Below are 25,176 nucleotides of genomic sequence, written 5' to 3' on the forward strand. Positions count from 1 at the left end.
CAGGTCATGTATTAATGCTCGGCTCGATGTTAAAGGCTAACAGAAGCTGCGTAGTGAGGGAATTACTTAGCCGCACGCTTTGGTATAATGGAGGATAACCATCCGAGACCTTCCGCGGCTGTCTACGTTTTTAGCCATTTGCCTTGTAAGGAGACCGTCCATGTTCCGCAACTCACTATTAATCGTCTGTGCTCTGCTTCTGTTGTCGGCGACAGCCGCCCGCGCCGAGTGGGTGGTTGAGACCATCGACAGCGAGGGCGACCAAGGGCAGTACGCCACCATCGCCCTGGACAGCTTCGGTACGCCCCACGCCGCATGGTACGACGCCTCGGCGGGCAACCTGATGTACGCCTACCGCGAGTTCTTCGACGGCTGGTCCGAGCCCGAGGTCGTGTCCTCGGGCAGCACGGGCAAATACGCCAGCATCGCCATCGACCCGATCAGCGACATGCCGGCCATCGCCTTTATGGACGAGGCGCGCGGCGATTACGACGAGGCGATGTACGCCTATTACGACGGCACGTGGAACGTCGAGCAGATCGTCTGGGACGACGACAGGAACGAGGGGCGCTACATCGACCTGGCGTTCACCACCACGGGCACGCCGATCGTCTCCTATCACTTCAACAACGGCGCGTTCCACAATTACGGGCTGAACGTGGTCTGGCGCAGCGGCGACGGCTGGAGCGGCGACCGGGTCGAGTCGCGGGTTTGGGGCGGCGGCGAGTACGGTAAGCACTCGGCGATCGCCATTGACAGCGGCAACCAGCCGCACGTGATCCACCGCGACAGCCTTAACCAGATCCCGGACCACTCGTGGCGCGACGGCACGGGCTGGCACTCGGAAAAGATAGTGGGAATCCTCTCGGACTACTGCGGCGAGTACAACGACATCGCCATCGCCACCAACGACAAGATCTGGGCCAGCACATTCGACCCGACCACCATCGGCGACAACTGCCTGGGCGTGATGTCCAAGGGCTCCGGCGACTGGGATAAGACCGAGCCCGAGTGCGGCGACGGCAGCGACTTCGGCAAGTACACCTCCATCGCTCTGGATTCGGCCAACGAGCCGCACGTGACCTTTTACGCCGACGGCGAGCTGCACCTGGCGGTGCGCAGCAAGGCCGACTGGGACATCGAGGTTCTCGACGACAACGGCAACGTGGGCCAGTTCACGGGCATCGCCCTGGATGACGCGGACAGCGCCTACATCGTGTACTACGACGTGACCAACCACGACATGAAGTTCGTCTGGTGGATGTTCCCGCCCGAGGTCGACGCCATTGATCCGGACTCGGGAAACAACGACGAGCAGCTCACCGACGTGGAGGTAACCGGCAGCGGATTTACGCCCGAGAGCACCGTGCGCCTGTCCTATCCCGACCGCGAGGTGACGATCGAGGGCACGGGCGCGGTAGTCGCCTCGGCCGAAGCGCTGAGCGCGGACTTCGACCTCGACGGCGCCTGGCCCGGCATGTGGGACGTTGAGGTGACCAACCCCGCGGGCACCGGCTCGCTGCTCGACGGTTTTGAAATCCAGAGCGATTCGCCGCAGCTCGACTCGATCTCGCCGACCTCGGCGAGCAACGACCTGTCCAGCGTGGCCATTGAGCTCGACGGCGAGAACTTCGCCGACTCGCTGACCGTGACGCTGCAGATGAACGGACAGCCCGACGTGGCCGCGCAGACCGTGATCATCCACACCCTGCAAGACGCCGCAGCGACCTTCGACCTACGTAACGTGGCCAGTGGCCTGTGGCACGTGGCGATCAGCACCGACTACGGATCCGACCTGCTGAGCAACGCCTTCGAGGTGACCTGCGGCGCTCCGGACGCTGACTTCGACGCGGCGCCCACCGCGGGCGCGGCCCCGCTGCCCGTGCAGTTCACCGACGCCACAGAGGACTTCAAGACCTGTGAGGTCGAGAGCTGGCTGTGGGACTTCGGCAATGGCGACACATCCAGCGAGCAGAACCCGCTGTACACCTACGAACTCGAGGGGACTTACAGCGTAACGCTGACCGTGACCGCGCCCGGCGGCAGCGACACCGTTGTTAAAGAGGCGGTGATTCAGGTCCAGCCCGGCGGCGGCGATCACTCCGGCGACGATGACGACTCCCGCAGCTCGGATGAGGACGACGGCGGCTGCTGCGGCTAAGGTTAAAAATTCGCGAGCGATCCAGGCACGTTGTTATACGATGCTATCCGCGACGCGGAAACGACGGTGCGGCTTGGAGCCGCTAAAATACTCGCGAGCGAACCAAGCACTTTGTTAAAAGATGCTTTCCGCGACGCGGAGTGGATCGTTTCCTAACGACCAGCGAACTGTGCGAGTTTTGCTGCGCCTCAAAGGCGCCCACAAAACGCGCGAGCGAACCAGGGTCGCAAGGCCAAAGCCCACGCCGCGTGTGGGGAGCGCGGCGCGGAAACAATCGTTAAAAAATGATAGCGGTCCGGTTCAGGAATCCAGCCCCAGTTCGCGTGCAATCAGCCCCAGCTCGGGCTCGAGCACCAGCGGTGCATTGCTCACCTGCGGAGTGAGCCCCGGCAGCGCTCCGGTGTGGTAGTCCACCGAGACCCCGGAGAACTTGGCGCCGTGAGCCGTGAGAATTACCACCACGCTCTGGTCGTCGTGGATCGTGCCCTCGGCGCGCAGCTTGCGCAGCCCGGCCAGGGCCACGCCGGAGTTGGGACAGACCGCAACGCCGCAACGGTCGGCAGCGGCCTTGGCGTCCATCAGCTCGGCCTCGGTGACTTTGGCCATCACGCCGTCGAACTGCTGTACGACCTTGACCGCCTTGTCGTGACTCACCGGCGCGCCGATGCGGATCGCGCTTGCCAGGGTCGGCTCGGCGGTCACGTGGATCTTTTCCTCGAATCCGCTTAGGTAGCTGCGGTACAGCGGGTCCGCGGCCGCGGCCTGTATCCCGGCGATGCGCGGCAGGCGGTCGATCAGGCCCAGCTCGTAGGCCTCGCGCAGCCCCTTGCCCAGGGCGCTGACGTTGCCCGCGTTGCCCACGGGGATCACGAACCAGTCCGGCACGCGCCAGCCCAGTTGCTGCACGGTCTCGATGCCGATCGCCTTTTGCCCCTCGATGCGGAACGAGTTCATCGAGTTCAACAGGTAGATCGGATGCTGCTCGCAGATCTGTTGCACCAGTCGCATGCAGCCGTCGAAGTCCGTGCGTAGGGCCAGGGTCCTGGCGCCGTAGGTGATCGCCTGGGCCAGCTGCTCGGGGCTGACCTTTTCGTGGGGCAGAAACACCACGCCCTGCATGCCCTCGACTCCGGCCGCGTAGGCCGCCATCGCCGCCGAGGTGTCGCCGGTGGAGGCGCAGGCCACGACCTTCATGCCCAGATGGTGGGCCCAGGAGACGCCGGCGGTCATGCCGCGATCCTTGAAGCTCAGGGTCGGGTTCTCGCCCTCGTGCTTTAGAAACAGCCGTTGCGTGTCGAACGCCGCGCTGAGCTTGGGGCTGCGATAGAGGTTGGTGTTGCCCTCGGGCTTGGTGACGATTTGCTCGGGCGGTAGGTCGGGCAAAATCAGCTCGCGGTAACGCCAGACCCCGGAGCTGTAGGGCGGGTCCACGGCCGACAGCCGCTGGTCGAACAGAGCGCGCAAATCCGGGAAGTCGTGCTTGATTCGCTGCAAATCGTGGCGCACCTCGAGCAGGTCGCCGCAGTCGCAACGGTAGCGCACATCGGTCGCGTCGTAGCTCTTGTCGCAGCCAATGCAGTGCAATCGTGAGTAGGGTTCGCTCATATCCGCCTCGCGCCTTGCGGGCTGGGCCGCGTTACCAACGCCTGGCTTTGCAGGCCCGCGCGCTGGAACGCCGCGTGCATTGCCTCGGCCGCGCGTTGTGCTGTGGACTGATCGAGGGCCAGGGCAAAGATCGTCGGCCCGGCGCCGCTGATCGACGCGCCCAAGGCTCCGGCCTCAAGCGCCGCGGCCTTGACCTGCTCGCAGCCCGGTATCAATGCCGCGCGGTGCGGCTCGACGATCCGATCGCACAGCGCCGCGGCCAGCAGGTCGCAATCGCCGCGCAGCAGCGCCAGCACCAGGGCCGCGCTGTTGGACCAGTTGTCCACCGCAGCGTCGAGGGGAACAAGCCGAGGCAGGATCTCCCGCGCGGTCTTGGTGGGAATCTCGATCTGCGGAGTAACCAGCGCCACTGCCAGCTCGAGCGCCGGGTCGAAGCGTTCCACGCGCAACGGGCTGCGCGACTGGACAATGGTGAACCCGCCGAGCAGGGCCGGAGCCACGTTGTCCGCATGCTCCGCGCCCGAGGCCACGGCCTCGCCCGCCAACGCTCCGCGCAGCACCAGCTCGCGATCAAAGGTCGCGCCGCTAAGCGCGACGATCGCCTCCATAGCCGCTACCGCACCGGCGGCCGCACTGGCAGCGCTCGAGCCCAGGCCCGAGCACAGGGGCAGCCCTTTGTCGATCTCAAGCTCCAGGCCGTACTGCGCGGCCAGCTCGGGATAGCCCTCGAGCACGCGCAGGGCGGCCACGCTCGCGGTGTTGCGATCGGGCTCGCGCGGCAGCTTGCCGCCGTCGCCCTCGATGCGCAGCACTTTCGCTCCGCTGCCCGCGACAATTCGCACCCGCACCACGTCGCCGGGCTGCTCAACGGCAAAGCCGAAGCAGTCGAATCCCGGGCCGACGTTGGCCACGGTGGCCGGCGCAAACACGCCGACCCAGTCGCGGGATGCAGGCCGCGCGCTCATGCGTGCCGCGCCACTTTGAGCAAATCGCCGAACACGCCCGCGGCCGTGACCTCGGCTCCCGCGCCCGGACCGCGAATCACCAGCGGGTTCTCGCCGGTGTAGCGGTCGGTCTGGTAGACCAAAATATTGTCCGGCCCGCTGAGCTGCCCCTCGGGGCTGGATAGCTCCACCGCCTGCAGGCCGACGCTCACGCCCTCGGGCGTAATCTGAGCCAGGTAGCGCAGCACGCGCCCCTGGTCCGCGGCCTGTCGCACCTTTTCGGCGTAGGGCTCGTCGAGCTCGTCCAGGCGCGCCAGGAAGCTCTCGACGTCGGGCAGCGCCAGCAGCTCGTCGGGCACCATGCCCTCGAGGGCCACCTGCTCCATCTCCAGCGGTTGGCCCATCTCGCGGGCGATGATCAGCGCCTTGCGCGCTACGTCCATGCCGCACAGATCATCGCGCGGATCGGGCTCGGTGTACCCCAGGCTTTTAGCCTCGCGCACTACCTCCGAGAAACGTCGCCCGGTTTGCAGACCGGAGCAGATGTAGCCCAGGGTGCCCGAGAAGCAGCCGGTGATGCGCTGGATCGTATCGTGGGTTTCAAGCAGATCCTGCAAGGTGAACAGCACCGGCAGGCCCGCGCCGAAGGTGGTCTCGTAGTACAGGCCCACGCCCTTTTCGCGGGCGGTTTGGCGCAAAGAGCGGTAGAGCTCGAGGGGCCCGGAGAGCGTCTTTTTATTGGCGGTCACCACGTGGATTCCGTGACGCATGGCGCCTAGTTGCAACTCGCCGGTCTCGGCCGCGGTGACGTCGACCAGCGCCACATCCAGACGGCGGGTCTGGAGCACGCGCTTGAGGATCTCGCGGTAGTCCGGCCGCTGCTCGCCGCCCAGCTCGAGCAGCGATTCACCGTCTGCAATACGGCGCAGGGTCTGATCGTCGATGCCGAACTCGTTGAACAGCAGTTCGGTGCGGCCGCAAACGCCGATCACGTTGAGCCAGGTGCCGTGGCGGCGCAGGCGCGCCTTGCTCTGGACGAGTTGGCGCAGCAGCGTACGGCCGATTAGGCCCTTGCCCAGTACGAAAACGTGGGTCGCCGAGGTCAGGCCGAAGCGGGTGTGGACCGCGCCCACCGCGCGGTGCAGGTCGTGCCGGTCGACCACCACCGAGACGTTGAGCTCCGAGCTGCCCTGGGCGATCGCCAGCACGTTGATGTGGCTGCGACCCAAGGCCGTGAACAGCTTTTGGCTGATGCCCGGGGTGCCCTTCATCCCCTCGCCGATGATCGCCAGGATGCCGACCTCTTCGTTGAGATCCACGCGCTCGATGCGGTCGCGCTCCAGCTCGAGCTCGAACTCGCGGTCCAGCGCGGTCTTGGCCCGCGCGCCGTCGCGCTTATGCACCAGCAGGCTGATGTTTTGCTCGGAGCTGGCCTGGGAGATCATGTAGACGTTGATCGACTCGCGGGCCGTGGTGGCGAAAACGCGGCCGACCACCCCGGGCACACCGATCATCCCCTTGCCCTCCACCGTGACCATCGCAATATCCGAGATCGAGGTCACAGTTTTGACCCCCTCGAACTGGTCGGTGCGGCTATCGGTGATCAGCGTGCCTTCGAGCTCGGGCCTGAACGAGTTGCGCAGACGGATCGGAATCTTCGCCTGAACCGCGGGGATCATCGTGCTCGGGTGCAGCACCTTGGAGCCGAAGTACGACATCTCCGCCGCCTCGCGGTAGGAGATCGAGGGCAGCACCTCGGCCTCAGGCACCACCCGCGGGTCGGCGGTCATCACGCCGTCCACGTCGGTCCAGATCCAGATCCGATCGGCGTCGAGAAACGCGCCGAGCAGTGAGGCGGTGTAGTCGCTGCCGCCACGACCCAGGGTCGTGCTCAGGCCCTGGGCTGTGCGGCCGATGAATCCGGTGACCACCGGGATCGAGTCGCGGGACAAGTCCAGCAGCGCGGCGCGCGTCAGCTCGCGGCTGGTCTGGATATCGACGTTGGCCTTGCCGAAATGGTCGTCAGTACGAATGAAGTCGCGCGCGTCGCAGGCCCGGCTTGGAGCGCCTGATTGCTCGACGGCCGCGGCCAGCAGCTCGCAGCTCAGCCGCTCGCCGAACGAGAGGATCAGGTCCAGCGAACGCCGCGGCAAATGCCGCAGCAGGGCCACCCCCTTGATCAGCTTGCCCAGCTCGTCGAGCAGTTCGTCGATTTGCGTGGTCAGCCGTGGCTCGGGGGTCGAGTCGGCGAACAGCGCCTCGGCCGCCAGCTGGTGGCGGTCGCGTAGCGCACCCAGCAGCCCGGCGACCTGCGCCTCGTCCTGCGCCTCGGCGGCCCGGGCCAGCTCAATCAGGCTGTCGGTCACCCCGGCCATGGCCGAGGTCACAACCACGCAGGGCCGCCGGTTCTCGACCGCCAGCCGCGCCACGCCGCTGATCCGCTCGGCGTCCTTGACCGACGTTCCGCCGAATTTATGCACCAACATCTATCGATTCCTCGCTAAACATTATCGGTCCCGCCCACAGGGCGCTGTACCGACAAAAACAGTCGGTTAATATCATAAGCCATAATTGAATCATAGCCGCCCGGCTTTGAGCCGGGGGCAAGGCTCGTATTGTTCGCTGGTCCTAATGCCACGATCCACCCCGCATAGGAAGATGGGGGTGGGTTAAAGATCGATAAATCGATCTTTGTATCTAGCGCGAGCGGTTGTGATTTTTCGGTTTTTAAATGCCCGAAAGCTTGCGACGCTCTCCTATGCGAGGACGTGCGATCGCTGTTCGCAATACACGGCGATGCGCACTCTGATTTCTCTCAGATAACGGTCGATGGCATTACGGTTGAGGCAGGTGATTTTTGCGATCTACGTGGCGTCCAAATCGAGCGCGAAAAGGCGCAAAATCTGCTTGATTTTAGCCTCTGAAATCTTCGCACGTTTTGCGTACCTGTTTTTCGCCATGATAACGATGGCTTAACATACTTTCAGAACCCCGGTTCTAGTCTTGACCCATGTTTTAACTTACCATGCGCCTGATCGTTTGTTATCATTTAGCGGAATCCCAACCAACGACGCTCATCAGCCGGAGGACTTCAGGCTGGACGTCTGCTCCGCCTCTTCGGCCGACGAGTTCGGGAGGTGCAAATGTTCGATCGCAGGCTGCTGGTGACCGTGGTTTTATTGCTGGGCTTGGTCGCGCTGAGTGTGAACTGGGGCTGTGGCAACGATGACGACGATGACGACGACGACCAGATCGCAAACGTCGAAACGCTTGTGGAACGGCTGGTCGATCAGTTCGACACCGACGGCGAAAATAACGCCTGGGTAGCCTACGTGGTGACCCAGCCGCTGGCCGCCGACGTAGCGGTGACCGCGGCCGAAGGCGAGGTTTCGCACGCGCCTGACAACGCGTTCTGGTTCGCCTACCTTGACGAGGATCCCTTGGGCCAGTTCGAGCACGCCACGCGCTTCGTGTTCGTGGACGCGGACTCCGGCGCTTTGGTCGCCGAGCAGCCCCGCTGGTGGCCCGAGCTCGACGGCCAGGCGCTGTTCCTCGCTGATTACGACCTGCTCAAGGTCTACGCGCCCCAGGCCGTGCCCGACGAAATCACGCAGGGCGGATCGACCAAAGCCAAGGCCGACGCGCCCAATGCCGACTACGGCGACGCGCCGGACGATACCCCGGCCTATCTCAACGGTTCCATCGGCGGCAGCTATCCCACGCTCTACGCCACGGCCAACTCGGCCACCGGCGATCCGGGCGGCCATACGTTGACCGTGGGCCAGGAGACCCTGGGCCCCAACGTCTCGGCCGAGGTCGACGCCGACGATCCCAACGACCCGGACGGCACGCCCAACCTGATCGACGACGATGCCGACGACAAGGTCTACTGGGTTTTCTACTTCGACCGCAACAGCGGCGCGCTCACTGTGCGTTTTCTGGTCGAGGTCGCGGTGGCAGCGGGCGCACCGGACCAGGATCGCTACATCAACATCCTGGTCGACACCGACCGCAGCGGCCAATGGAAACACAACAGCCTGGGAGACGAATGGCTGGTGCAGAACTTCAAGGTCAACGTCAGCCCCGGCAGCTCGCGCTGGATCTGGACCGACCCCGTGGCCATGCCCCTGAGCGCCAACAACACCTTCGTGTTCGAGACCTGGGTGCGCGTGGCCCTGACCCGCTCGCAGATCGATGGCACGCCGTTTGGTTCCGATGGCTGGGACGGCTCGGGCGCGTTCAAGTACGGCGAGATCGAGGACCACTACTTCAACTTCGTCCCCTGGTACGGCCCGGGCGGCGGAGGCGACGACGACGACGATGATATTGACGATGACGACGACGTTACTCCGCCGACATATCCCGTGCCCGAATTGCCGCCGGTCACGCCGCCGGAGCCCGAGGAGAAGGAGTGCGTCTACGTCTGCCAGGAGGACCAGATCGAGATTCCCTACCAGTGCAAGGCGCTGGTGATCAACCTGGGCGACTCGCCGGGCAACTCCTGGATGGAGCGCAACGGCCAGAAGGCCCAGTCGTTCTTTGAGGGACGCTTCGGCTCGGGCAACTCAACCCTGCTCAACAAGCCGACCGCCGACGAGGCGGCCGACGCAATCAGCGATTTTCTCGAGGGCGGAACGTGCCTGGACGAGCTGTGGGTCTACATCACGGGCCACGGCAGCACCAGCGGCATCCGTGCGCAAAACGGCGGCGGCAAGCTGACATCCCAGAAGTTGCGCGACGCGATTGATCCAGACGGACACTGCCAAAGCCCGATGGATTACTACGCCGGCGAGTGCAGCGAGGAGGGCTACTGCAACCTGAACTTCATGATCCAGAGCTGCCACTCGGGGCACCTGGTCGACGGATCGAGCGACGCCATCGACCTGCCGGGAGTCAACGTGCTGACCTCGGCGAGCAAAAACAAGGTCTCCTACGGACGCGGAGACGGCGACGGCTCGTACGTGTCCAACGCCCTGTGGGGCGCCCACGAGAACAATCAGGCCGACGATCCGCCCAACGGCAACGACGACGGCGAGGTCGATCCGCAGGAGGCGATGAGCTGGGCCAAGGATAACTACAAGGGGAACAAAAGCGATCCGCAGACCAGCCTCGGCGGCGACTGCGAGTGCGTCTGCACTCTGCCCGAATGGGGTTGGGAAGACCCGGAGGGCGATCTGATCTTCTGGTACGGAGTGCCGGGCAGCCCCACGGACACACCGGGAGCCGACGTGCTGACCTACGGAATCAAGCAGACCGTCGAGGGCTTCGATGCGATCATCACCTACGCCGACGACCTGGATACGGTCTCGAGCTACACCGAGTGGGCCGTGGCCTTTGACTCCGACCCCTCCTCGCCCAACGGCGAGCCCACATCCCCGCAGGCCGGGGCGGACGAATACTACGTCATCTTCAGCGAGGCGCCGGGCGTGTTCGAGCTGTTAAGGGTCTCGTTCAACGGCTCTTCATGGGCGCCGGTCGCAACCAGCACGACCTACGAAGTTGATGGCGATACCCTGACCCTGCACATCGACCCGACCGAGATGGGTATTGTAGAAGATCAAGATGTGCCCGTGCACGCGGTGACGTACTTCCTGGACGGCGATCCAGCGGGGGACGACACCACGTATCATGATTTCGCACTACCGCCGCTGCCCAGCTGCTGCCGCTAAAAGGGGAGGGGCACCTTGGGGGTGCCACCACCTCAGACGTTGAACTTGACGTGCATGATCTCGCCGTCTTGCACCAGGTAGGTCTTGCCCTCTTGGCGCAGCAGGGCGGCGGAACGGCAGGCGGGGAGCGAGCCGAGTTTAATCAGGTCTTGCCAGCCCACGACCTCGGCGCGAATGAACCCGCGTGCGAGGTCCGAATGGATGCGGCCGGCCGCGACCTTGGCCGGGGTGTTGCGCGGGATCAGCCAGCCGCGCACCTCGTCCTCACCCACGGTGAAGAACTGGATCAGCTGGAGTTGGTCGAGGATTTCGCGCACAAGCATATCGACCGCGGGCTCGCTCATGCCCAGGTCGGCCAGGAATGCGGCCTGCTCCGAAGGGTCGAGCAGCGCCAGCTCCGCGGCAATGCCCAGGGGCGCAGCGGCCACGCGGCGCTCGCCCGCGACCTGCAGCAGCTCGGGGTCCGGCGTGTACTCCTCCGCGTCCTCGGGAGTGTTGAGCACCAGCAGCTGCGGGATGAACGTCACCAGGTTAAAGCCCGTCATCGCCTTACGCAGGTCGGGCTCGCAATCCATGGTGCGCAGGGGGCGCTCCTGCTCGAGCCACTTTTGGGCCGCGGCCAGCGCCTCGACCAGACGCGGCTCGCGCTGCTCCTTGATCAGCCGCTCGCGCATGCGCTCGACGATTCCCAGGTCGGCGAGCATCATCTCGGCGTCCAGGGCCAGCAGTGCGGCGTGCGGATCGCTCCCGGAGTTGAAGGCGTCGAGCACGTGCACCAGCAATTCCGAGCCGTGCAGCCGGGTGACGTAGCGCTCCCACTCGTTGCGCCGTCCGCCCTCGCGCACCTCGAGGGTCATCTCCTCGAGCACGATCTCGGCGCGGGTGGTTTTCTTGGGTTTGTACATCTCGCTGAGCTGATCCAGACGCTCGTCGGCCACGCGCACGGTGACCGGTCCCTGGTGAGAGGCCATCTGGATGCCTGAGAGCGCCTGAAGCGCGCTGGTCTTGCCGCAACGTGGTTGTCCGATAAGCGTGGCTCGCATGTGGCGCAGTTTACAGCATCGCGCGGTGGAATCTAATATTGATTAAGACGACTGACCACAATAAGGAGGCCGCTGATGAAGATCGACCGCGATCAGCAGAAGTTGGTGTCTCTGGGCCAGGCCGCTGAAATGCTGCTGGTGGACGAGCAGGCGCTGCTCGACGCCGTGCAGAGCGAGGAGCTTGCGGCCGTGCGACAAGGCGATTTCGAGCGCTTTGATGTGCGCGAGCTGCTGCGCTTTAAGCGCGAAAGGTTAACCCGTCAGTAGCGAGAGGATTCCCGACTTGGTGACTAGGCTGACGGTCAGCATGGCGGCGAAGACCAGGAAAAACAGCAGCGAAATAATCCCGGCGTAGATCAGCGAGAGCTTGACCCTGCGGCCGATCTCGGCCAGGGCCTGAGCCTCGCGATGCTCCTGGAACGCCTCGGCGTTGCGCGAGAGCGCCAGCAGGTGGATGCCCAGCAGCAGCATCAGGACTCCGGCCGGAATGCCGAAGAGGGTCAGCATCTCGGCGATCCCCAGCAGCAGCACGCACCAGCCGCTGATCGAGGACCAGCGACGAATCGATTGGACGATCTGCATGTCGGCCGAACTCAGCTCGACCTTGATCGTCTGCGGCTTGACCGGTTCGATCTGCGGCTTTTCTTGCTTGTTCTGCTTATCTGTCAACTCGCGCCTCTTATGATAGGTGGGCAACGTCTAACATAAAGCGCCGCACCGGACAATGGCCCGCAACGCGCGGTTATCGGTCGCGCAGAATCAGCAATCGCAAGAAATTGAGGATCGCCATCAGTGCGCCTGCCACGTAGGTCATGGCCGCGGCGCTGAGCACCGAGCGGGCGCCGCCGACCTCCTCATCGCTGAGGTAGCCGGTCTGGGTGAGCATTTGCAGCGCCCGGCGCGAGGCGTTGAACTCCACCGGCAGGGTTACCACCGTGAAGAACACATAGAAGGTAAAGAGCATGATTCCCACGTCGAGCAGGATTCCCATTTGGCTGTGGAAAAACAACCCGAGCAGGAATGTGGGCATAAAGGCCCAGGAGCCGATGCGCGCCACGGGGAACACCGCGTTGCGCACGCCCAGCGGCAAATAGCCCTCCGAGTGCTGCAACGCGTGTCCGGTCTCGTGCGCGGCCACGCCGATGGCGGCCAGGCTCGGGCTGGCGTAGACCCCGTCGGAGAGCCGCAGCACGCGGGCTCGCGGATCGTAGTGGTCCGACAATCGGCCGCCCACGCGCTCGATCGCCACGTCGTTCAGGCCCGCGCCGTCGAGCAGATAGCGCGCCACCTGGGCACCGGTATAGCCCTGGCGCGAACGGACCTTGGAGTATTTCTTGAAGCTGCTCGATACCTTGGCTTGGGCCCACAGCCCGAGGATCAGCGCCGGTATCAGCAGCAGTACGGTCCAGTCCCAGAAGAAGAAGCCCATCTATTCGATTCCTCCGATGATCATTGGTAAATGTAAGTCCGATTTCTCGCGAATCAAGGCTAGCGACAGATCTTTTCCAGTGCGGTGCACAGCCGTCTGATCTTGGCTTGCCCCTCTTTGTTGATTCCGCGGTAATCGCGCAGGGTCAGCTGGAGGTGTGCCATTACGCTGCGGCCGTTGAGCCGCATCACCTCGAGCAGCATCCGCTCGCGTTTGGAGAACACGTCGTCCCCCACGTCGAAGCGCGAGAGTTTATAGATGATCTGCTCGAGTTCCAGCACGAACTGGTCGTCGAGCAGCAGTGAGTCGTTAATCTCTGATCCTCCTGCGCACGACCAGCAGCCAGGCTACGAGCCAAACGCCGGAAACGGCCAGCTCGATCATCAACCGCCAGCAACGCCAGATCGGCACGGCCTGCCCGGCCTGGAACTGCTCCAGAGTGCCGAACAGGTGCAGCACGTCGCCGGGCGCGATCAGGCTCAATACGTAAATCGCGCACGAAACGGCAAACATCAGCGGAGCCCAAATCGAGCCGCCACGCAGCAGCTCGCAGCTCCAGAAATAGCCTAGCAGCAGCAGGCCGACCTGGGCGGTCAGCGCGAACACCACCAGGTTCCAATTGATCGGCGAATCGGCCACCGCGTAAGCCCAGCTCCAGGCGGGATGGACCAGCAGGAAGTAGAGGCTGACCGGCACCCAACCTAGCGCGGCAAACAGCAAGGTCCAGCCTAATTCCCGCCGTCCGGGCGCGTCGGGCTCGGACAGTCCGTGGCTGGCCAGCCAGGCTATGAGTTGGCCGATTGCAAAACAACTTAAAGCATCTTGTAAGGCGGCTTTAATCACCCCCCTTCGCCTGTCCCTCGTACCATCGGCCCACGCGCTTGTCAAAGGTGCGGCGCGACGCGGCTTGTGCTAATTATATCGAACAGGGAGGAACGCCGTGATGTCCAACGATGATCCCCAGCTTACGGGGTTGATCAATATCGTGCTCGGCGGGTTCGGCCTGCTCGGCGCGCTGCTGACCTATTGGATGCTGCTGGTGCTCGCGCCGCGCTCCATGGCCCAATTCGCCGCGGAGGGCCTGGACCTGCCGACGCTGACCCAGCTGGTAATGAAGCTGGGCACGCTGCTACGCACGTCAATGGGCGGACTGATCGTCATCTGCGTGCTGCTGTGCATCCAGGGAATCTTGGCCTATCTGGGCGTGCGCTACTGCCGCCGAAGTCTGACCATCGCCAATACCGTGGTCTGGGGCCTGTGGCTGATCGCTTCGCCGCTGACGATATTCGCGATCTACATGCCCACGTTGTGATGTCCAACCTGGCGCGCACCCCGCTGATATTGGCCCTGCTGGCGCTGCTGCTGTGCTCCAACGTCGTGCTCGCCGCGGGCGAGCAGCCGATCGAACCTGCCGAGGAATCGCTGGGAGAGACGCTGCTTACTACCGCCGACCTCATCGGGCAACAGATGCAGCCGCCCCAAACGGCGCCGGCCGAACGCGAGGCAAGTAAAAAGATCCCCCATTCAGGATTTTTCTCGGGCCTGCTGCACGGACTGTGGTCGCCGGTGGTGACGTTGTTGAGCCTGTTGAGCGATAAGCTGCCGCTGATTCAGTTCCCCAATCGCGGGTTTCTCTACAACCTGGGCTTCCTGCTCGGCGTGGCGATCGTAGTGCTGATCCTGCGGCGATTGATCCTCTGGTGGCCCAGAGCGCGCAGGGACAAACCCCGGCCGCGCGTCAGGCCGCGACGCCGCGAAGATCTGGTGCGCTGGGTTGACGAGGACGGCATGCCCGTGGCGCGCGACTTCGAGGAACTCAGCGACGAGTTGGGCGAAGCGTTGCGTGAGGCGCTCGAGGAGCAGGTAGTTAAGCACAAGCTCGACGACCAGGCCGCCGAGGAGCTGCTCGAGGCCGGACATGTGGCATTGCGCCAGTCCCTGGCCCGGCGCGCCGAGCCCACCGACAAAGACGGAAAATTATAAAACTCGCGTAGTACGCTGGTCGTAGCGCCACGACCCACCCCGCGCCCGGGCGGCTATGAGCCGCAGCATGGCACGCGAGCGGACCATCATTATTGTTCAATGATGCTTTCCGCGACACGGGATTGATCAATGTCCAAAAATAATCGCGGTGCGCGAGTTTTGTGCCGGCTCCAAGCCGGGTCAGTGTTTTTCGGCGTTACCGTCCACAGCCTGTGACAGGGCCTGCACCGCGTGTTCGAGGGTGCGGCTGATCTTGGAGTCGGGCTCCCAGGAGCTGATCGGCAGCGCCTGAAGCATGATCAGCGCGCAGCCTGAGGCCAGAGCTGCGCAGCCCAGTAGCGGCGAAGTGCCCAGGCCGACCGTGCCGTGCAGCAGTCCCACTGCCAGCACCAGGGCCACGGCGTGCGGGAGGGCCGATGCCAGGCGTACCCGCGAGGCCCGGCGCGAGATCGAGGCGGCCAGGCCCACAGCGTTGATCACGCCGTCGAGGTCCGGCGATTCGACGATCACGTCGGCCCCCGGCGGCACAGCCCCGGCCGGAGCGCCGAGCACCACCGCCAGGTCGACCTCGCGCGCCAGCTCGGGGTCGAGCAGCGGCCCGCTGACCAGTGCCACGCACTCGCCTGCGGCGCGCCATTGTCGAATCAGTCCGGCCAGTCCCTCGGGTCCGGGCTCCACCGCCTCGAGCGCCGGTAGGCGTTCCAGGGCGATCCGTCCCGCGACTTCGCGCGGTTGAGCCAGCGTTGCAGTACAGCCCCCGGCCTTGAGCGCCTCGACCACCAGTCCGGCCTCCATGCGCAGGGTCGAGGCCAGCGCCAGGAATCCCAGGCAGCGTCCGCCCAGTGCAACCAGAGTGGGCTTGGCGCCGCTTTGCTCGCAACGCGCCGTGTGCTCGGCGAACCCGGCCACGTCGATCCCTCGCGATTCGAGCAGCTCGGGTCGACCGACCAGCGCCTCGAGGTCGTCGACGGTTGTGCGGTAGCCCAGCCCGGGCAGTTGCTCGAGCCGCTCCGCGGGCATGGAGTCCAGTCGCTTGAGCAGGTCCACCAGCTCGTCGTTGTTCACGCCCGGCGCCAGGCCCAGGTCCACGATCGACGGCGAGGACGAGACCAGCAATCCGGAGTCGACGAACAGCGCGCGGTCGATCTTGCCCGGCAGGCGTAGTGTGCGCCAGGTGCAGGGGCGTATGCTGAATTCGCCGCCGCGCGCCGCAGCCACCAGCAGCAGGGCCGACAGGCCGAACGAGAGCGTGACCGGCGGGCCCACGGCCAGCACTGCCAGCATTGCCAGTCCGGCGGAGCTTGCGGCGGTTCCCGCGTTGTCGAGCACGGCCCAGATTCCCGCGGCCAGCAGCGTGGCCAACAGCAACAACGGCAGACTGAAACGGGTCAGCCGATCCGGCCCGGGGGGCGAGGCTGCGTCCACCTCGCCCAGCGCCTTGCGCGCCAGGTTGCGTCCCGCGGCCCAGATCAGCGCGCTGAGTGCGACGAAGATCATGTACGGCCCGCCGAGGCTCAGCCGCGGATCGTCCGGTCGCAGCAGCGCCCACAGCGCCATGCCGCAACAGGCCAGGCAGGCCACGACCGGCAGCGGCCAGGGGCTGAGCAGCGGACTCCGGGCCTCGCGTAGCGGCACCACGATCAGCAGCACGGTCAGCGGCAAACCCAGGCCCAGCTGGATCCACTCCAGCGCGCCGGACTGTTCCGCGAGCACCACTGCGAACAGCGTGATCAGCATCATCGGCAGGCCCAGGGCCAAAACAATCCACATTATTCGGTCGCGTCCCATGCCGGTCCTTGTAGCCTCCAGCAGCGTGTTTAGTCAAACTTAGCCTGGATTATTCATGAGGCTCGGTTACGAGGCGTGCAAGATGCCGCAAGAACAAGGAAGCCGAGTTGATACTCCGCAGGCGTACCCACTGCGGTACGTCGAGGACGGATCAGTGAGGATGACGAAGTTATTGCGAGCAGATTGTGCGCCGCAGTAGAAGCCTCATGAATAATCCAGGCTAGGTGAGCGTTCCGATTGACTCTCGGCCGACCCTTGACCACAATACGCAAATAATTATCCAGGGGAATCGAAATGAACGAAAAAGGATCAATCATACCGACGATTATCATCGTCTTCGTTTGCCTGGCCGTGGGTTTGGCCACCGGCTGGTTTATCGGATCACAGGGTCTGGGCGGCAAGGAGCAGCCGGTCAAGCCGACCGCTGACTCCTCGTCCAAGCTCAGCGACCAGCAGGAAGCACAGGTCAAGGCGGCGATCTCTCTGGCGATCGTGGCCCACGCCGATGAGCTGGCAGCCGAGGTCTACACCAGCCTCAAGGCCGGCAATGTGGACAGCGAGGCGCTGACCACGCTGCAGCGCGTGGCAATGGCCAACCGCGCCAGCAATCGACAGCGCCCCGAACGCACCCCCGAGGACCATGACAAGGTCTGGGACGTCCAGGTCAACGACAGCATGGTCCGAGGGCCCGAGAACGCGGTGGTGACGATAGTTAAATTTAGCGAGTTCCAGTGCCCGGCCTGCTCCAAGGCCTATGCCAGCCTGGAACATATCATGGAGCAATACCCGGGCAAGATCCGCCTGGTGTTCAAAAGCAAGATTCTGCAGCGCCACACCGAGGCGCCGCTGGCGCACAACGCGGCCCTGGCCGCAGGCGAGCAGGATAAGTTCTGGGAGTTCTACGACAAGATCTACCAGGCCCGCAACGGCCCTGATCGCCGCGACGCGCTCAAACGCGAGAATTTGCTCAAGTACGCCCAGGAGCTGGGGCTGGATATGGCGCGTTTTGAAAAGGACATGGATTCGGACAAGTTCGCCGACTTCCTGGCCAAGGAGGCCCGCGAAGGCGACGCTCTGAAGATTCGCGCCACGCCCACGATCTTTATCAACGGCCACCGCTACACCGGCCTGCCGCGCAACCTCAAGGAGATCGTGGAGAAATACATCGGGCAGCCCCAGGACAAATAAACGAAATAATACGTAGGCATTACGCGGCTGATTTGTCGTTGACCAATCCCATTGCGAAATAGGGTTGCGGTTTGCCGACCCTAAAAGATACGCCTTGTGAGCCCTGAAAATGTTTGATATAGAGGGCTGGCAACCGCAAAGCACCAACAGCAGGGGGTAGAGATGGACTCGCTCGGAAGGGCGTGCGTAAGTGTATTGTTTTCACTGGCGTTGATTTTCACAACAGCCGCCGCATCGGAGAACGCCTACAACAACAAAGGGCTCTCCTTTAAATACGACAGCGCATGGAACGTCAGCGAAGACCACAACGAGCTGGGCGATACCAGTTACACACTGATCACCGTGGACTCGCCGGGTAGTGCGTTCGTCAGCATCGCGGTCTACAACCGGGACATGGGCTTGGACAAGACCGTCGACGAGTTCCGCGATGGGCTGAAGCAAAATTTTGAGGCTTTTGGCTCTGTGACTGTTGAGCCGTATTCCGCCGGATTTGCAGGGAGTGAGTTCAAAGGCTATCGCCTGACCGTCAAAGCCCTGGGGATTCCGCACACCAACCACGTGGTCGGCGCGTTGTTTAACGAACGGACCATGGTGATTTCCTGGCAGTATGCGGACGAGGATTTTGAGCAGTTCGGCCCGGCGATCGAGCTGATTAAAACGACCCTGCAGGTCTCCAAGTAGCCTAGACCATCTGCGACCCACCCGGCCCGGCTATGAGCCCGGGCAAAAACCGCCCCCGCGCTGATCCTGTTAGCCTGGACCATTATGAATAATTTAGGGCTGAGGCAGTTTGCCGTTCGGGGCCAGGCCCTGGGAGCGTTTGGCGAACGCCGCGCGTAGCGGCCTGAGCACCTCGAGCCCGATGCAGCCGGACGGTGCCAGGGCAGCGCAGGTCAGGCAACCCCAGCAGCGGCGGCGCACGATGCGCAACGGCGGGCCCACCAGCGCATTCCACGGACAGATTTCGATAATCCCCTCGAGCTTTGCAGCCTCGGGTTGGCGCAGGATTATTGGCCGCACCGCGCGTCCGCGCAGGGTGTAGGACAGGCGTCCGATCAGTCGGTTGCGTTTGAGGTCGCTTCCCGCACGTTGCAGCGGCGGGTCGATTGGCTCGTACGGCTCGACAACCTCGGGGCTCCCCAGGCCCGCGGCCTGGGCCGCGCGGATCGTCGGCACGTCATCGATGCTCCAACCGGCCAGCCCGGCGGCAGTGGCGTCGATCGCCACGGGATCGCGTCCGGCCAGAGCCAGGCCCAGGCGTCGCGGGGTTCCGCTCTGGCTGCCGCCGCCCTGGCGCACTACAACGGCGTCGACTACATGACAATCAAAGTCAGCCGCGCGGCAGATGTCGGCCAGCATTGCGCACAGCCGGTCCATGCTCGCGCCGAAACGCGCGTGAAACAGCGGCTTGACCGCGCCGGGCAGGCAGCCCATGGCGTTCTTCACCGCGCACGAGAGTCCGACCAGGGTGTGACTCTTGAGCTTGGGCACGTTGATCCGCAGGTCGGCCTCAAGCAGCGGCCGCGGCAGCGGCACCTCGCGCAGAACCGCCCCGTCCAGGGGCACAAGCTCGACCGGGCAGTGATCGAAGTCCACGAAACTCGCCCCGACCTGGGCCAATCCGCGCAGCAGGCCGATGCGCTGGGCTCCGGCGCTGGTCAGGCCCAGGGCGCCCGAGCTGTCGCCCACGCTCACCTGCGCGCCGCGTTCGATCAGGTATTGGGCCAGGGAGATCACGAACAACGGGTGGGTGCAGGTGGCGGCCTCGGGGTCGACCGCGAGCATCAGATTGGGCTTGAGCAGTACCTTGTGTCCCGCGAGATTGCCCAGCTCGAGCGGCGCGAGCAGCGAGTCCCAGGCGCGGTCAAGATTAAAGTAATCCAGGCCGTCTCGCAGAACCACCTTCATTAATATTCCGGGCTCGGATAACGAAGTAGTTGCGAGCGAATTGTGCGCCGCATTAGAAGCCTCATGGGTAATCCAGGCTAGAGCCCCAACAGCTCCTTAGGATTGTGCTCGAACAGCCGAGTCTTGATTTCGTCCGACAGCTCGAGCTTGTCGATCTCGTTTACCAAGCGTTTGCGCGGTAGCAGCGGGTGGTCCGAGCCGAAGAGCACCTTGCGCTGCAGCGGTCCCCGAAGGTAGCGCAGCAACACCTCGGGCCAATGCCGCGGGGCCCAGCCCGCCACGTTGAGATACACGTTGCGATTACGCAGGGCCACGGCGATCGCCTCGTCGGTCCAGGGCCAGCCGAAGTGCGCGGCCACCAGCTTGAGCTTGGGGAAGTCGACCGCGATCTCGTCGATGAACAGCGGCTGGCAATATTTGATCTTGCGGCCGGCGTGGTAGTGGGTGCCGGTGTGATGCAGCACCGGCAGGCCGCGCGCGGAGGCCTCCTCGTAGATCGGATAGAACAGCCGGTGCGATGGTTCGAGCTCGTTGAGGTGACAGATGAACTTGATCCCGCGCAGCCCCAGCTCGTCGTGGCTGCGTCGCAGCTCGTCAATCGCCGCGTTGCCCTTGCGCGGATCGAGCCCCATGAACCCGATCAAACGACCCTCCGACGCGTCGACCTCTTTGGCCACCAGCTCGTTGGGCACCCTGAATCCGGCGTTGGTCTCGGCGTCCACGCCGACCACCACCGAGAGATCGACTCCGGCCTCGTCCATGTCGGTCAGCGTGTCGCTCGGCGGCGACTTGGCCATGAAACCCGCGTAGCCCAGATTTTCCAGGCCGGGAATGCGGCCGGCCTGGACCTGGTCGATGAATCCGCGGGTGTAAAGCTGAGCGTGGGTGTCGATGATCATCTTAGCTATAGCCCCGGCTTTTCTTCGAGGAATCCGTTGACCTCGTCGGTGTAGTCGCCCTCGAGGTTGTAGACGAACAGCGGCTTGAGCACGTTGAGCTCGACTCCGCCGCCGTTGACCGCCTCGACCAGCACCAGCTTGGCCCGGGTGTTCTCGTTGTTGTGGACCATCTGGATGGTGCGTGGCTCAAGATCGTGCTGGCGGCAAGTTTGAAGCATGTCGACCAGCCGCGTTGTGGTGTAGACGAAGTAGGCCCGGCCGCCGGGTTTGAGCAGGTAGGCTGCGGCCGCGGCCATGCCGCCGAGGTCCATCGAGATCTCGTGGCGGGCGATGGCCTTCTGCTCGTCCGAGGGAATCCGGCCGCCGCCCTGCCTGATATACGGTGGGTTGGAGATCACCGCGTCGAATTCGTTGGCCTCGCAAACATTGCGGATGTGCATGTAGTCGCCCTCGACGATTTCGATGCGATCCTCGAACCCATTGAGCTTGGCCGAGCGTTGCGCCTGGTCGACCAGCGAGGGCTGGATCTCGATCCCGACGGAATGCGCCCCTTGGCCCTGGGATGCCAGGATGATCGGCATTACGCCGCTGCCCGTGCCCAGGTCGGCCACCACGTCATCGGGCTTGATGTCGACGAATCCGCACAGCAGAATCGGGTCGATCGAGAAGCGGTAGCCGTCCTGCTTTTGCACAATGCGCACCTTGCCGTGCAAAAACTTCTCGATGTGTTCGCCCTGTTGAAGGTCGACGCTCTCTTCGATCGTCTCGTTGTTTTTTTCGCTCATTTGTTTATCCACCGAATCGGTTGAAGACCAGCCCGGAGGGAACCTTGGGGTAGAAGTAGGTCGCCTTCTGGGGAAAGACCAGACGCTCGGCCGCGGCCTGTATGACCTGCTCGATGCTCAGCGGCCGTACGATGAAGCCTGCGGCCAGCCCGCCGTCGGGATCGCGTAAGCGGGCCAGCATGTCGGCCGGATCGCGAAAGTAGCTCAGCCGATCGCCAGCCGCCAGTTGCACCGCGCCGATGCCGAGCAGATCCTCGAGCACCACCTTGTGCAGCACCGCCACGTCCATTTGCTTGAACGAGGGCTTGTCATCGGGCGCGAAGCAGCGCTCGCCGTCGGCCGGCCGGTAGCGCAGCCGATAGGCCTCGTTGCCCACCGCAGCCAGCAGTTCGGTGGTCAACGAGTCGCCCTCAAGGAACTGCCGTACGTAGCCCGCGTCGTTCAGCAGTGCGGGATCGAGCAGTTCAACATCAAAGGATCGAGTCAGATCGTCGGTCAGCGCGTCGATCGCGAGCCCCTCGCGGCGCAGAACTCCGCGATGGGTCGGCAGCACCAGCAGGCCCGGATCCTCGAACGCGGCCATGTAGACCAGCGCCCAACCGCTGGGTCCGTCCTCGCTGTCCAGCCCCTCGGCGACCAGCCGCTGGTGTACCTGCAGTGCCGCGCTGTAGCGGTGGTGGCCGTCGGCGATGAACGCGCTGCTTTTACCGATCGCCGCACTGATGCGCCCGGCCGCGTCGCCGTCAATGGCGCGCAGCTCAAAGCAATCGTCCTCGAGAGCGGCTTGGAACAGCAGCTGATGCGCGCAGGCGGTCGCGAGCTCTTCGCTCACCGAGCCCGAGCCGTCGTTGAACAAACAAAATACCGGCTCGAACTGCGAGCGGCAGGTGTAAATCAGATTGAGGCGGTCGGTGCGCGGCCCGGTGAGCGTGCGCTCGTGGGGCACGACCGCTCCGTCCTCGAACGGCTCGAGCTTGATCAGCCCCAGCAGCCCGCGGCGCGTGATGCGTCGACCGTCGGGCGCGCTGAACTCGTGGCTCAGGGCGTAGAAGCACGGTCGGTCCTCGGTGAGCAGTACGCCGGTGGCCAGCCAGCGCTCGAGGGTGGCCGCCGCGCGAGTGTAGCGGTTGTCCTGCTCGTTGTCCTGGGAATGCTGTAGGCCGAGGATCAACCGCACGACGTTGTGCGGATCGCGCTCGTGCAGCTCGAGCTGATGCTGCTGCGAGATCACGTCGTAGGGCGGGGCGATCAGCGCAGAGGGATCGCCGGCCACCTGTAAATCGTAGCGCATTGCTTGGAACGGTTTAAATTGCACCATCTTGGATTTCCCTCAATGCGTCGGTGATTAGCGATGGATCGATTGCTCCGTTGCGCAGAATTTTGGGCGAGGGATTGCACAGCGCGACAACGCTCGATCCCGGGTTGGAAGGCAGCACTCCGGCGTCGAGAATTAACTCAACGCCCGCACCGAGCTCGCGTTCGATCAATTGTGGATCAAGGGCGCCCGCATTGCCGCTGAGGTTGGCGCTGGTGCCCACCAGCGGTCGTCCCAGCAGCTTGATCAGTCCGCGAGCCGCGGCGTTCGCCGGAACGCGCAGGGCGATGCAACCCCGCTGGTTGAGCAGACGGGGGTCGATGCCTGCGCAGCCCCCACTCAAGTCGGCGGACAGCACCAGCGTCAGTGCTCCGGGCCAGAAGCGCCTCGCCAGCCGCTGGGCGGCGGAAGGCCAATCCGCGCACAGGCCGCGGGCCTGCTTTTCGTCGGCAGCCAGCAGCGGAAACGGGTCGGCCGCGTCGCGTCCCTTGATCTGTGCGGCCCGGGCCACGGCCTGCGAATTGAACGGATCGGCTCCCAGGCCGTAAAGGGTATCGGTGGGAAAGACCACCAGCCCGCCCTCGCGCAGAATTTGTGCGGCCCGGGCCAGCAGCCCGGGCTCGGGCTGATCGGGATCGATCTTGATTCTCATCGATTGAGCTGTTTGGAAAGCTCGGCGTCCTTGGACGCCACGGACAGCGCCTGCTCGGCCTTGAGCTGCTCGAGCTTTGCGGCAAGTCCTTCATCGGACAGCGAGAGGATCTGCGCGGCGAACAGCGCGGCGTTGTGCGCCCCGGCTTTACCGATCGCCATGGTGGCCACCGGCACTCCCGGCGGCATCTGTACCGTGGAGAGCAATGCGTCGAGCCCGCCGAGTCCGCCGGCGTCCAGCGGCACGCCGATGATAGGCAGCGTGCTTTGCGCCGCGGCCGCCCCGGCCAAGTGCGCGGCCATGCCCGCGGCAGCGATGATCAGTTTGATCCCGCGCCCGCGCGCCTCGCCGGCTAGTTGCGCGGCAAAGGCCGGGCTGCGGTGGGCGCTGCAGACGTGCGCCTCGTAGACTATTCCGAGCCCGTCGAGCTGCTCGAAGCAAGGACGCATGCGCTCGACATCGGAGTCCGAGCCCATTATCAGTAGTACGCTCGGTTCCACGATTGGCTCCCCCTTTTTATAGGTAGCTCAGGGCCTTACGTCCGATGTCCGTGCGAAAGTGCATACCGTCGAAATGAATCGAGCGCGTCCGGTTGTAGGCCGCGCGGATCGCGTCCGGGATGTCCGCGCCCAGGGCCGTGACCCCCAGCACCCGGCCGCCGCTGCTGACGATTTTGCCCTCGTCGCGGCGCGTGCCGGCATGGAACACCATGGTGTTCGGTTGCTGGATATCGAGCCCCTCGATCGGCAGGCCCTTGGTGTACGATCCGGGATAGCCGCCCGAAGTCATCGCTACGCAGACCGCCGGCTTGTCTGACCATTGCAGCTCGATCTTGTCCAGGCTGCCGTTGCGGCAGGCCGCCAGAGCGGGCAGCAGGTCGCTTTTAAGCCGCATCATCAGCGGCTGGGTTTCGGGATCGCCAAAGCGGCAGTTGAACTCCAGGACCTTGAACGCGCCCTGGGGATCGATCATCAGCCCGGCGTAGAGAATCCCGCGGTAAGGGGTGCCGCGGTCGGTCATCGCTCGCACCGCCGGGACCATTACCTGCTCCATGATCGCCTCGCCCACCCGCGGGCTGACCACCGGCGCCGGGCTGTAGGCGCCCATCCCGCCGGTGTTCGGGCCGGTGTCGTCGTCGAATACCGGTTTGTGATCCTGGCTGGTGGCCATCGGCAGCACGGTGAAGCCGTCGGTCAACGCCAGGAAGCTCGCCTCCTCGCCGACCAACAGTTCCTCGACTACGATCCGGCTGCCCGCCTCGCCGAACTGCCGTTTGCGGCCGATGTCGTCCACGGCCTGCAGCGCCTCGTCGCGCTCGCGGCAGATAAGTACGCCCTTGCCCGCGGCCAGCCCGTCGGCCTTGACCACGATCGGCGCACCCTTGGTCTCGATGTAGGCCGCTGCCTTGTCCGGATCGTCGAACACAGCGTAATCGGCGGTGGGAATGCCGGCCTCAACCATCAGCTCTTTGGCAAAGGTCTTACTGGCCTCGATTTGAGCCGCGGCCTTGGTTGGGCCGAAGCACGGCAGCCCTTGATCCTCGAAGCGATCGACCAGCCCTTGGGCCAGCGGCACCTCGGGACCGACCACCGTCAGGTCGAAGCGTTGGGTCCGCGCGTACTCGAGTAGCGAATCGACGTCTTCGGCGGAGATCGACGGTCCGGGGGCCACCGCCTGGGTGCCGGCGTTGCCCGGCACGCACGAGACCGCCGTCGCCAGCGGGCTTTGGAGTATTTTCCACACCAGGGCGTGTTCGCGCCCTCCTCCGCCAATCACAAGAACCTTCATCGACAGGTGACTCCCGAGC

The 25,176-nt window shown here is 64.4% G+C and carries 23 protein-coding genes and 1 pseudogene; 7 read left to right on the forward strand and 17 right to left on the reverse strand.

Going from position 1 to position 25,176, the window contains the following annotated elements:
- Positions 1–160: 160 nt before the first annotated feature.
- Positions 161–2,161, forward strand: coding sequence for a PKD domain-containing protein (locus P9M14_06035; GenBank protein ID MDP8255290.1), 2,001 nt, complete (start codon positions 161–163; stop codon positions 2,159–2,161).
- Between the two features lie 300 nt (positions 2,162–2,461).
- Here the strand turns inward: P9M14_06035 and thrC are convergent, their stop codons facing one another.
- The 4 genes and pseudogenes from thrC to P9M14_06055 all read right to left on the reverse strand — a co-directional run bounded on the left by thrC (position 2,462) and on the right by P9M14_06055 (position 7,673).
- The gene (gene thrC / locus P9M14_06040) at positions 2,462–3,766 is read right to left on the reverse strand and encodes a threonine synthase (GenBank protein MDP8255291.1); all 1,305 of its coding nucleotides are present in this window, start codon (positions 3,764–3,766) and stop codon (positions 2,462–2,464) included.
- Positions 3,763–4,731: a homoserine kinase gene (locus P9M14_06045; GenBank protein ID MDP8255292.1), complete on the reverse strand. Its 969-nt coding sequence runs from the start codon at positions 4,729–4,731 to the stop codon at positions 3,763–3,765. The genes thrC and P9M14_06045 overlap by 4 nt, the downstream gene beginning before the upstream one ends.
- Positions 4,728–7,196 carry a bifunctional aspartate kinase/homoserine dehydrogenase I gene (thrA, locus tag P9M14_06050; protein MDP8255293.1) on the reverse strand — a complete coding sequence of 823 codons (2,469 nt, stop codon included), beginning with the start codon at positions 7,194–7,196 and terminating at the stop codon, positions 4,728–4,730. Before thrA ends, P9M14_06045 begins: the two co-directional genes overlap by 4 nt.
- Positions 7,197–7,481: 285 nt before the next feature.
- Positions 7,482–7,673: pseudogene (locus P9M14_06055) on the reverse strand (IS1595 family transposase).
- Positions 7,674–7,853: 180 nt separating this feature from the next.
- Between P9M14_06055 and P9M14_06060 the strand changes: the two are divergent.
- Positions 7,854–10,379, forward strand: coding sequence for a hypothetical protein (locus P9M14_06060; GenBank protein ID MDP8255294.1), 2,526 nt, complete (start codon positions 7,854–7,856; stop codon positions 10,377–10,379).
- Positions 10,380–10,411: 32 nt separating this feature from the next.
- Here P9M14_06060 and P9M14_06065 read toward each other — a convergent pair whose 3' ends face one another.
- Positions 10,412–11,350 (reverse strand): DUF933 domain-containing protein, encoded by a 939-nt coding sequence (locus tag P9M14_06065; protein ID MDP8255295.1) that lies wholly within the window; start codon positions 11,348–11,350, stop codon positions 10,412–10,414.
- Positions 11,351–11,497: 147 nt separating this feature from the next.
- Between P9M14_06065 and P9M14_06070 the strand changes: the two genes are divergently transcribed.
- Positions 11,498–11,689 (forward strand): hypothetical protein, encoded by a 192-nt coding sequence (locus P9M14_06070; GenBank protein ID MDP8255296.1) that lies wholly within the window; start codon positions 11,498–11,500, stop codon positions 11,687–11,689.
- On the opposite strand, the gene P9M14_06075 is transcribed toward P9M14_06070, so the two are convergent.
- From P9M14_06075 to P9M14_06090, 4 genes are all read right to left on the reverse strand, one after another.
- Complete coding sequence (locus tag P9M14_06075; protein MDP8255297.1) at positions 11,675–12,091, reverse strand: DUF5362 family protein; 417 nt, start codon at positions 12,089–12,091, stop codon at positions 11,675–11,677. The two genes, P9M14_06070 and P9M14_06075, sit on opposite strands and share 15 nt — an antisense overlap.
- Positions 12,092–12,164: 73 nt before the next feature.
- On the reverse strand, positions 12,165–12,851 hold the full coding sequence (locus tag P9M14_06080; protein MDP8255298.1) for a zinc metallopeptidase: 687 nt from the start codon (positions 12,849–12,851) through the stop codon (positions 12,165–12,167).
- A gap of 59 nt (positions 12,852–12,910) precedes the next feature.
- Positions 12,911–13,132 carry a hypothetical protein gene (locus P9M14_06085; protein ID MDP8255299.1) on the reverse strand — a complete coding sequence of 74 codons (222 nt, stop codon included), beginning with the start codon at positions 13,130–13,132 and terminating at the stop codon, positions 12,911–12,913.
- A 28-nt stretch (positions 13,133–13,160) separates the two neighbouring features.
- Complete coding sequence (locus P9M14_06090) at positions 13,161–13,694, reverse strand: hypothetical protein (GenBank protein ID MDP8255300.1); 534 nt, start codon at positions 13,692–13,694, stop codon at positions 13,161–13,163.
- Between the two features lie 100 nt (positions 13,695–13,794).
- Between P9M14_06090 and P9M14_06095 the strand changes: the two genes are divergently transcribed.
- Entirely contained in the window at positions 13,795–14,163 is a 369-nt protein-coding gene (locus tag P9M14_06095) for a hypothetical protein (protein ID MDP8255301.1), read from the forward strand.
- Positions 14,109–14,834 carry a hypothetical protein gene (locus P9M14_06100; protein ID MDP8255302.1) on the forward strand — a complete coding sequence of 242 codons (726 nt, stop codon included), beginning with the start codon at positions 14,109–14,111 and terminating at the stop codon, positions 14,832–14,834. Before P9M14_06095 ends, P9M14_06100 begins: the two co-directional genes overlap by 55 nt.
- Positions 14,835–15,014: 180 nt before the next feature.
- Here P9M14_06100 and P9M14_06105 read toward each other — a convergent pair whose 3' ends face one another.
- Positions 15,015–16,622: a hypothetical protein gene (locus P9M14_06105; protein ID MDP8255303.1), complete on the reverse strand. Its 1,608-nt coding sequence runs from the start codon at positions 16,620–16,622 to the stop codon at positions 15,015–15,017.
- A 294-nt stretch (positions 16,623–16,916) separates the two neighbouring features.
- Between P9M14_06105 and P9M14_06110 the strand changes: the two genes are divergently transcribed.
- The gene (locus tag P9M14_06110) at positions 16,917–17,810 is read left to right on the forward strand and encodes a thioredoxin domain-containing protein (GenBank protein ID MDP8255304.1); all 894 of its coding nucleotides are present in this window, start codon (positions 16,917–16,919) and stop codon (positions 17,808–17,810) included.
- Positions 17,811–17,972: 162 nt separating this feature from the next.
- A complete protein-coding gene (locus P9M14_06115; protein MDP8255305.1) occupies positions 17,973–18,491 on the forward strand; it encodes a hypothetical protein in 519 nt (172 codons plus the stop codon).
- 93 nt (positions 18,492–18,584) lie between these two features.
- On the opposite strand, the gene P9M14_06120 is transcribed toward P9M14_06115, so the two are convergent.
- From P9M14_06120 to purD, 7 genes are all read right to left on the reverse strand, one after another.
- Positions 18,585–19,718, reverse strand: a complete 1,134-nt coding sequence (locus P9M14_06120) for a DUF362 domain-containing protein (GenBank protein MDP8255306.1) — start codon at positions 19,716–19,718, stop codon at positions 18,585–18,587.
- 77 nt (positions 19,719–19,795) lie between these two features.
- Entirely contained in the window at positions 19,796–20,617 is an 822-nt protein-coding gene (locus P9M14_06125) for an amidohydrolase family protein (GenBank protein MDP8255307.1), read from the reverse strand.
- A 5-nt stretch (positions 20,618–20,622) separates the two neighbouring features.
- The gene (locus tag P9M14_06130; protein MDP8255308.1) at positions 20,623–21,402 is read right to left on the reverse strand and encodes a methyltransferase domain-containing protein; all 780 of its coding nucleotides are present in this window, start codon (positions 21,400–21,402) and stop codon (positions 20,623–20,625) included.
- A gap of 4 nt (positions 21,403–21,406) precedes the next feature.
- Positions 21,407–22,720: a DUF1015 domain-containing protein gene (locus tag P9M14_06135; GenBank protein MDP8255309.1), complete on the reverse strand. Its 1,314-nt coding sequence runs from the start codon at positions 22,718–22,720 to the stop codon at positions 21,407–21,409.
- A complete protein-coding gene (locus P9M14_06140) occupies positions 22,707–23,369 on the reverse strand; it encodes an L-threonylcarbamoyladenylate synthase (GenBank protein MDP8255310.1) in 663 nt (220 codons plus the stop codon). Before P9M14_06140 ends, P9M14_06135 begins: the two co-directional genes overlap by 14 nt.
- A complete protein-coding gene (gene purE / locus P9M14_06145) occupies positions 23,366–23,869 on the reverse strand; it encodes a 5-(carboxyamino)imidazole ribonucleotide mutase (GenBank protein MDP8255311.1) in 504 nt (167 codons plus the stop codon). Before purE ends, P9M14_06140 begins: the two co-directional genes overlap by 4 nt.
- 16 nt (positions 23,870–23,885) lie before the next feature.
- Complete coding sequence (gene purD / locus P9M14_06150) at positions 23,886–25,157, reverse strand: phosphoribosylamine--glycine ligase (GenBank protein MDP8255312.1); 1,272 nt, start codon at positions 25,155–25,157, stop codon at positions 23,886–23,888.
- Between the last annotated feature and the right edge of the window lie 19 nt (positions 25,158–25,176).

This window comes from Candidatus Alcyoniella australis (assembly GCA_030765605.1).
Taxonomy (GTDB): domain Bacteria; phylum Lernaellota; class Lernaellaia; order JAVCCG01; family Alcyoniellaceae; genus Alcyoniella; species Alcyoniella australis.

Excerpts from the sequence above, each read along its gene's own strand:
- purD (MDP8255312.1), bottom strand. The coding sequence starts at position 25,157 with ATGAAGGTTCTTGTGATTGGCGGAGGAGGGCGCGAACACGCCCTGGTG.
- P9M14_06125 (MDP8255307.1), bottom strand. The coding sequence starts at position 20,617 with ATGATCATCGACACCCACGCTCAGCTTTACACCCGCGGATTCATCGAC.
- P9M14_06065 (MDP8255295.1), bottom strand. The coding sequence starts at position 11,350 with ATGGCCTCTCACCAGGGACCGGTCACCGTGCGCGTGGCCGACGAGCGT.
- P9M14_06035 (MDP8255290.1), top strand. The coding sequence starts at position 161 with ATGTTCCGCAACTCACTATTAATCGTCTGTGCTCTGCTTCTGTTGTCG.
- thrA (MDP8255293.1), bottom strand. The coding sequence starts at position 7,196 with ATGTTGGTGCATAAATTCGGCGGAACGTCGGTCAAGGACGCCGAGCGG.
- P9M14_06110 (MDP8255304.1), top strand. The coding sequence starts at position 16,917 with ATGAACGAAAAAGGATCAATCATACCGACGATTATCATCGTCTTCGTT.
- P9M14_06120 (MDP8255306.1), bottom strand. The coding sequence starts at position 19,718 with ATGAAGGTGGTTCTGCGAGACGGCCTGGATTACTTTAATCTTGACCGC.
- P9M14_06105 (MDP8255303.1), bottom strand. The coding sequence starts at position 16,622 with ATGGGACGCGACCGAATAATGTGGATTGTTTTGGCCCTGGGCCTGCCG.
- P9M14_06135 (MDP8255309.1), bottom strand. The coding sequence starts at position 22,720 with ATGGTGCAATTTAAACCGTTCCAAGCAATGCGCTACGATTTACAGGTG.
- P9M14_06115 (MDP8255305.1), top strand. The coding sequence starts at position 17,973 with ATGGACTCGCTCGGAAGGGCGTGCGTAAGTGTATTGTTTTCACTGGCG.
- P9M14_06140 (MDP8255310.1), bottom strand. The coding sequence starts at position 23,369 with ATGAGAATCAAGATCGATCCCGATCAGCCCGAGCCCGGGCTGCTGGCC.
- P9M14_06060 (MDP8255294.1), top strand. The coding sequence starts at position 7,854 with ATGTTCGATCGCAGGCTGCTGGTGACCGTGGTTTTATTGCTGGGCTTG.
- P9M14_06130 (MDP8255308.1), bottom strand. The coding sequence starts at position 21,402 with ATGAGCGAAAAAAACAACGAGACGATCGAAGAGAGCGTCGACCTTCAA.
- P9M14_06080 (MDP8255298.1), bottom strand. The coding sequence starts at position 12,851 with ATGGGCTTCTTCTTCTGGGACTGGACCGTACTGCTGCTGATACCGGCG.
- P9M14_06070 (MDP8255296.1), top strand. The coding sequence starts at position 11,498 with ATGAAGATCGACCGCGATCAGCAGAAGTTGGTGTCTCTGGGCCAGGCC.
- P9M14_06095 (MDP8255301.1), top strand. The coding sequence starts at position 13,795 with ATGTCCAACGATGATCCCCAGCTTACGGGGTTGATCAATATCGTGCTC.
- thrC (MDP8255291.1), bottom strand. The coding sequence starts at position 3,766 with ATGAGCGAACCCTACTCACGATTGCACTGCATTGGCTGCGACAAGAGC.
- P9M14_06045 (MDP8255292.1), bottom strand. The coding sequence starts at position 4,731 with ATGAGCGCGCGGCCTGCATCCCGCGACTGGGTCGGCGTGTTTGCGCCG.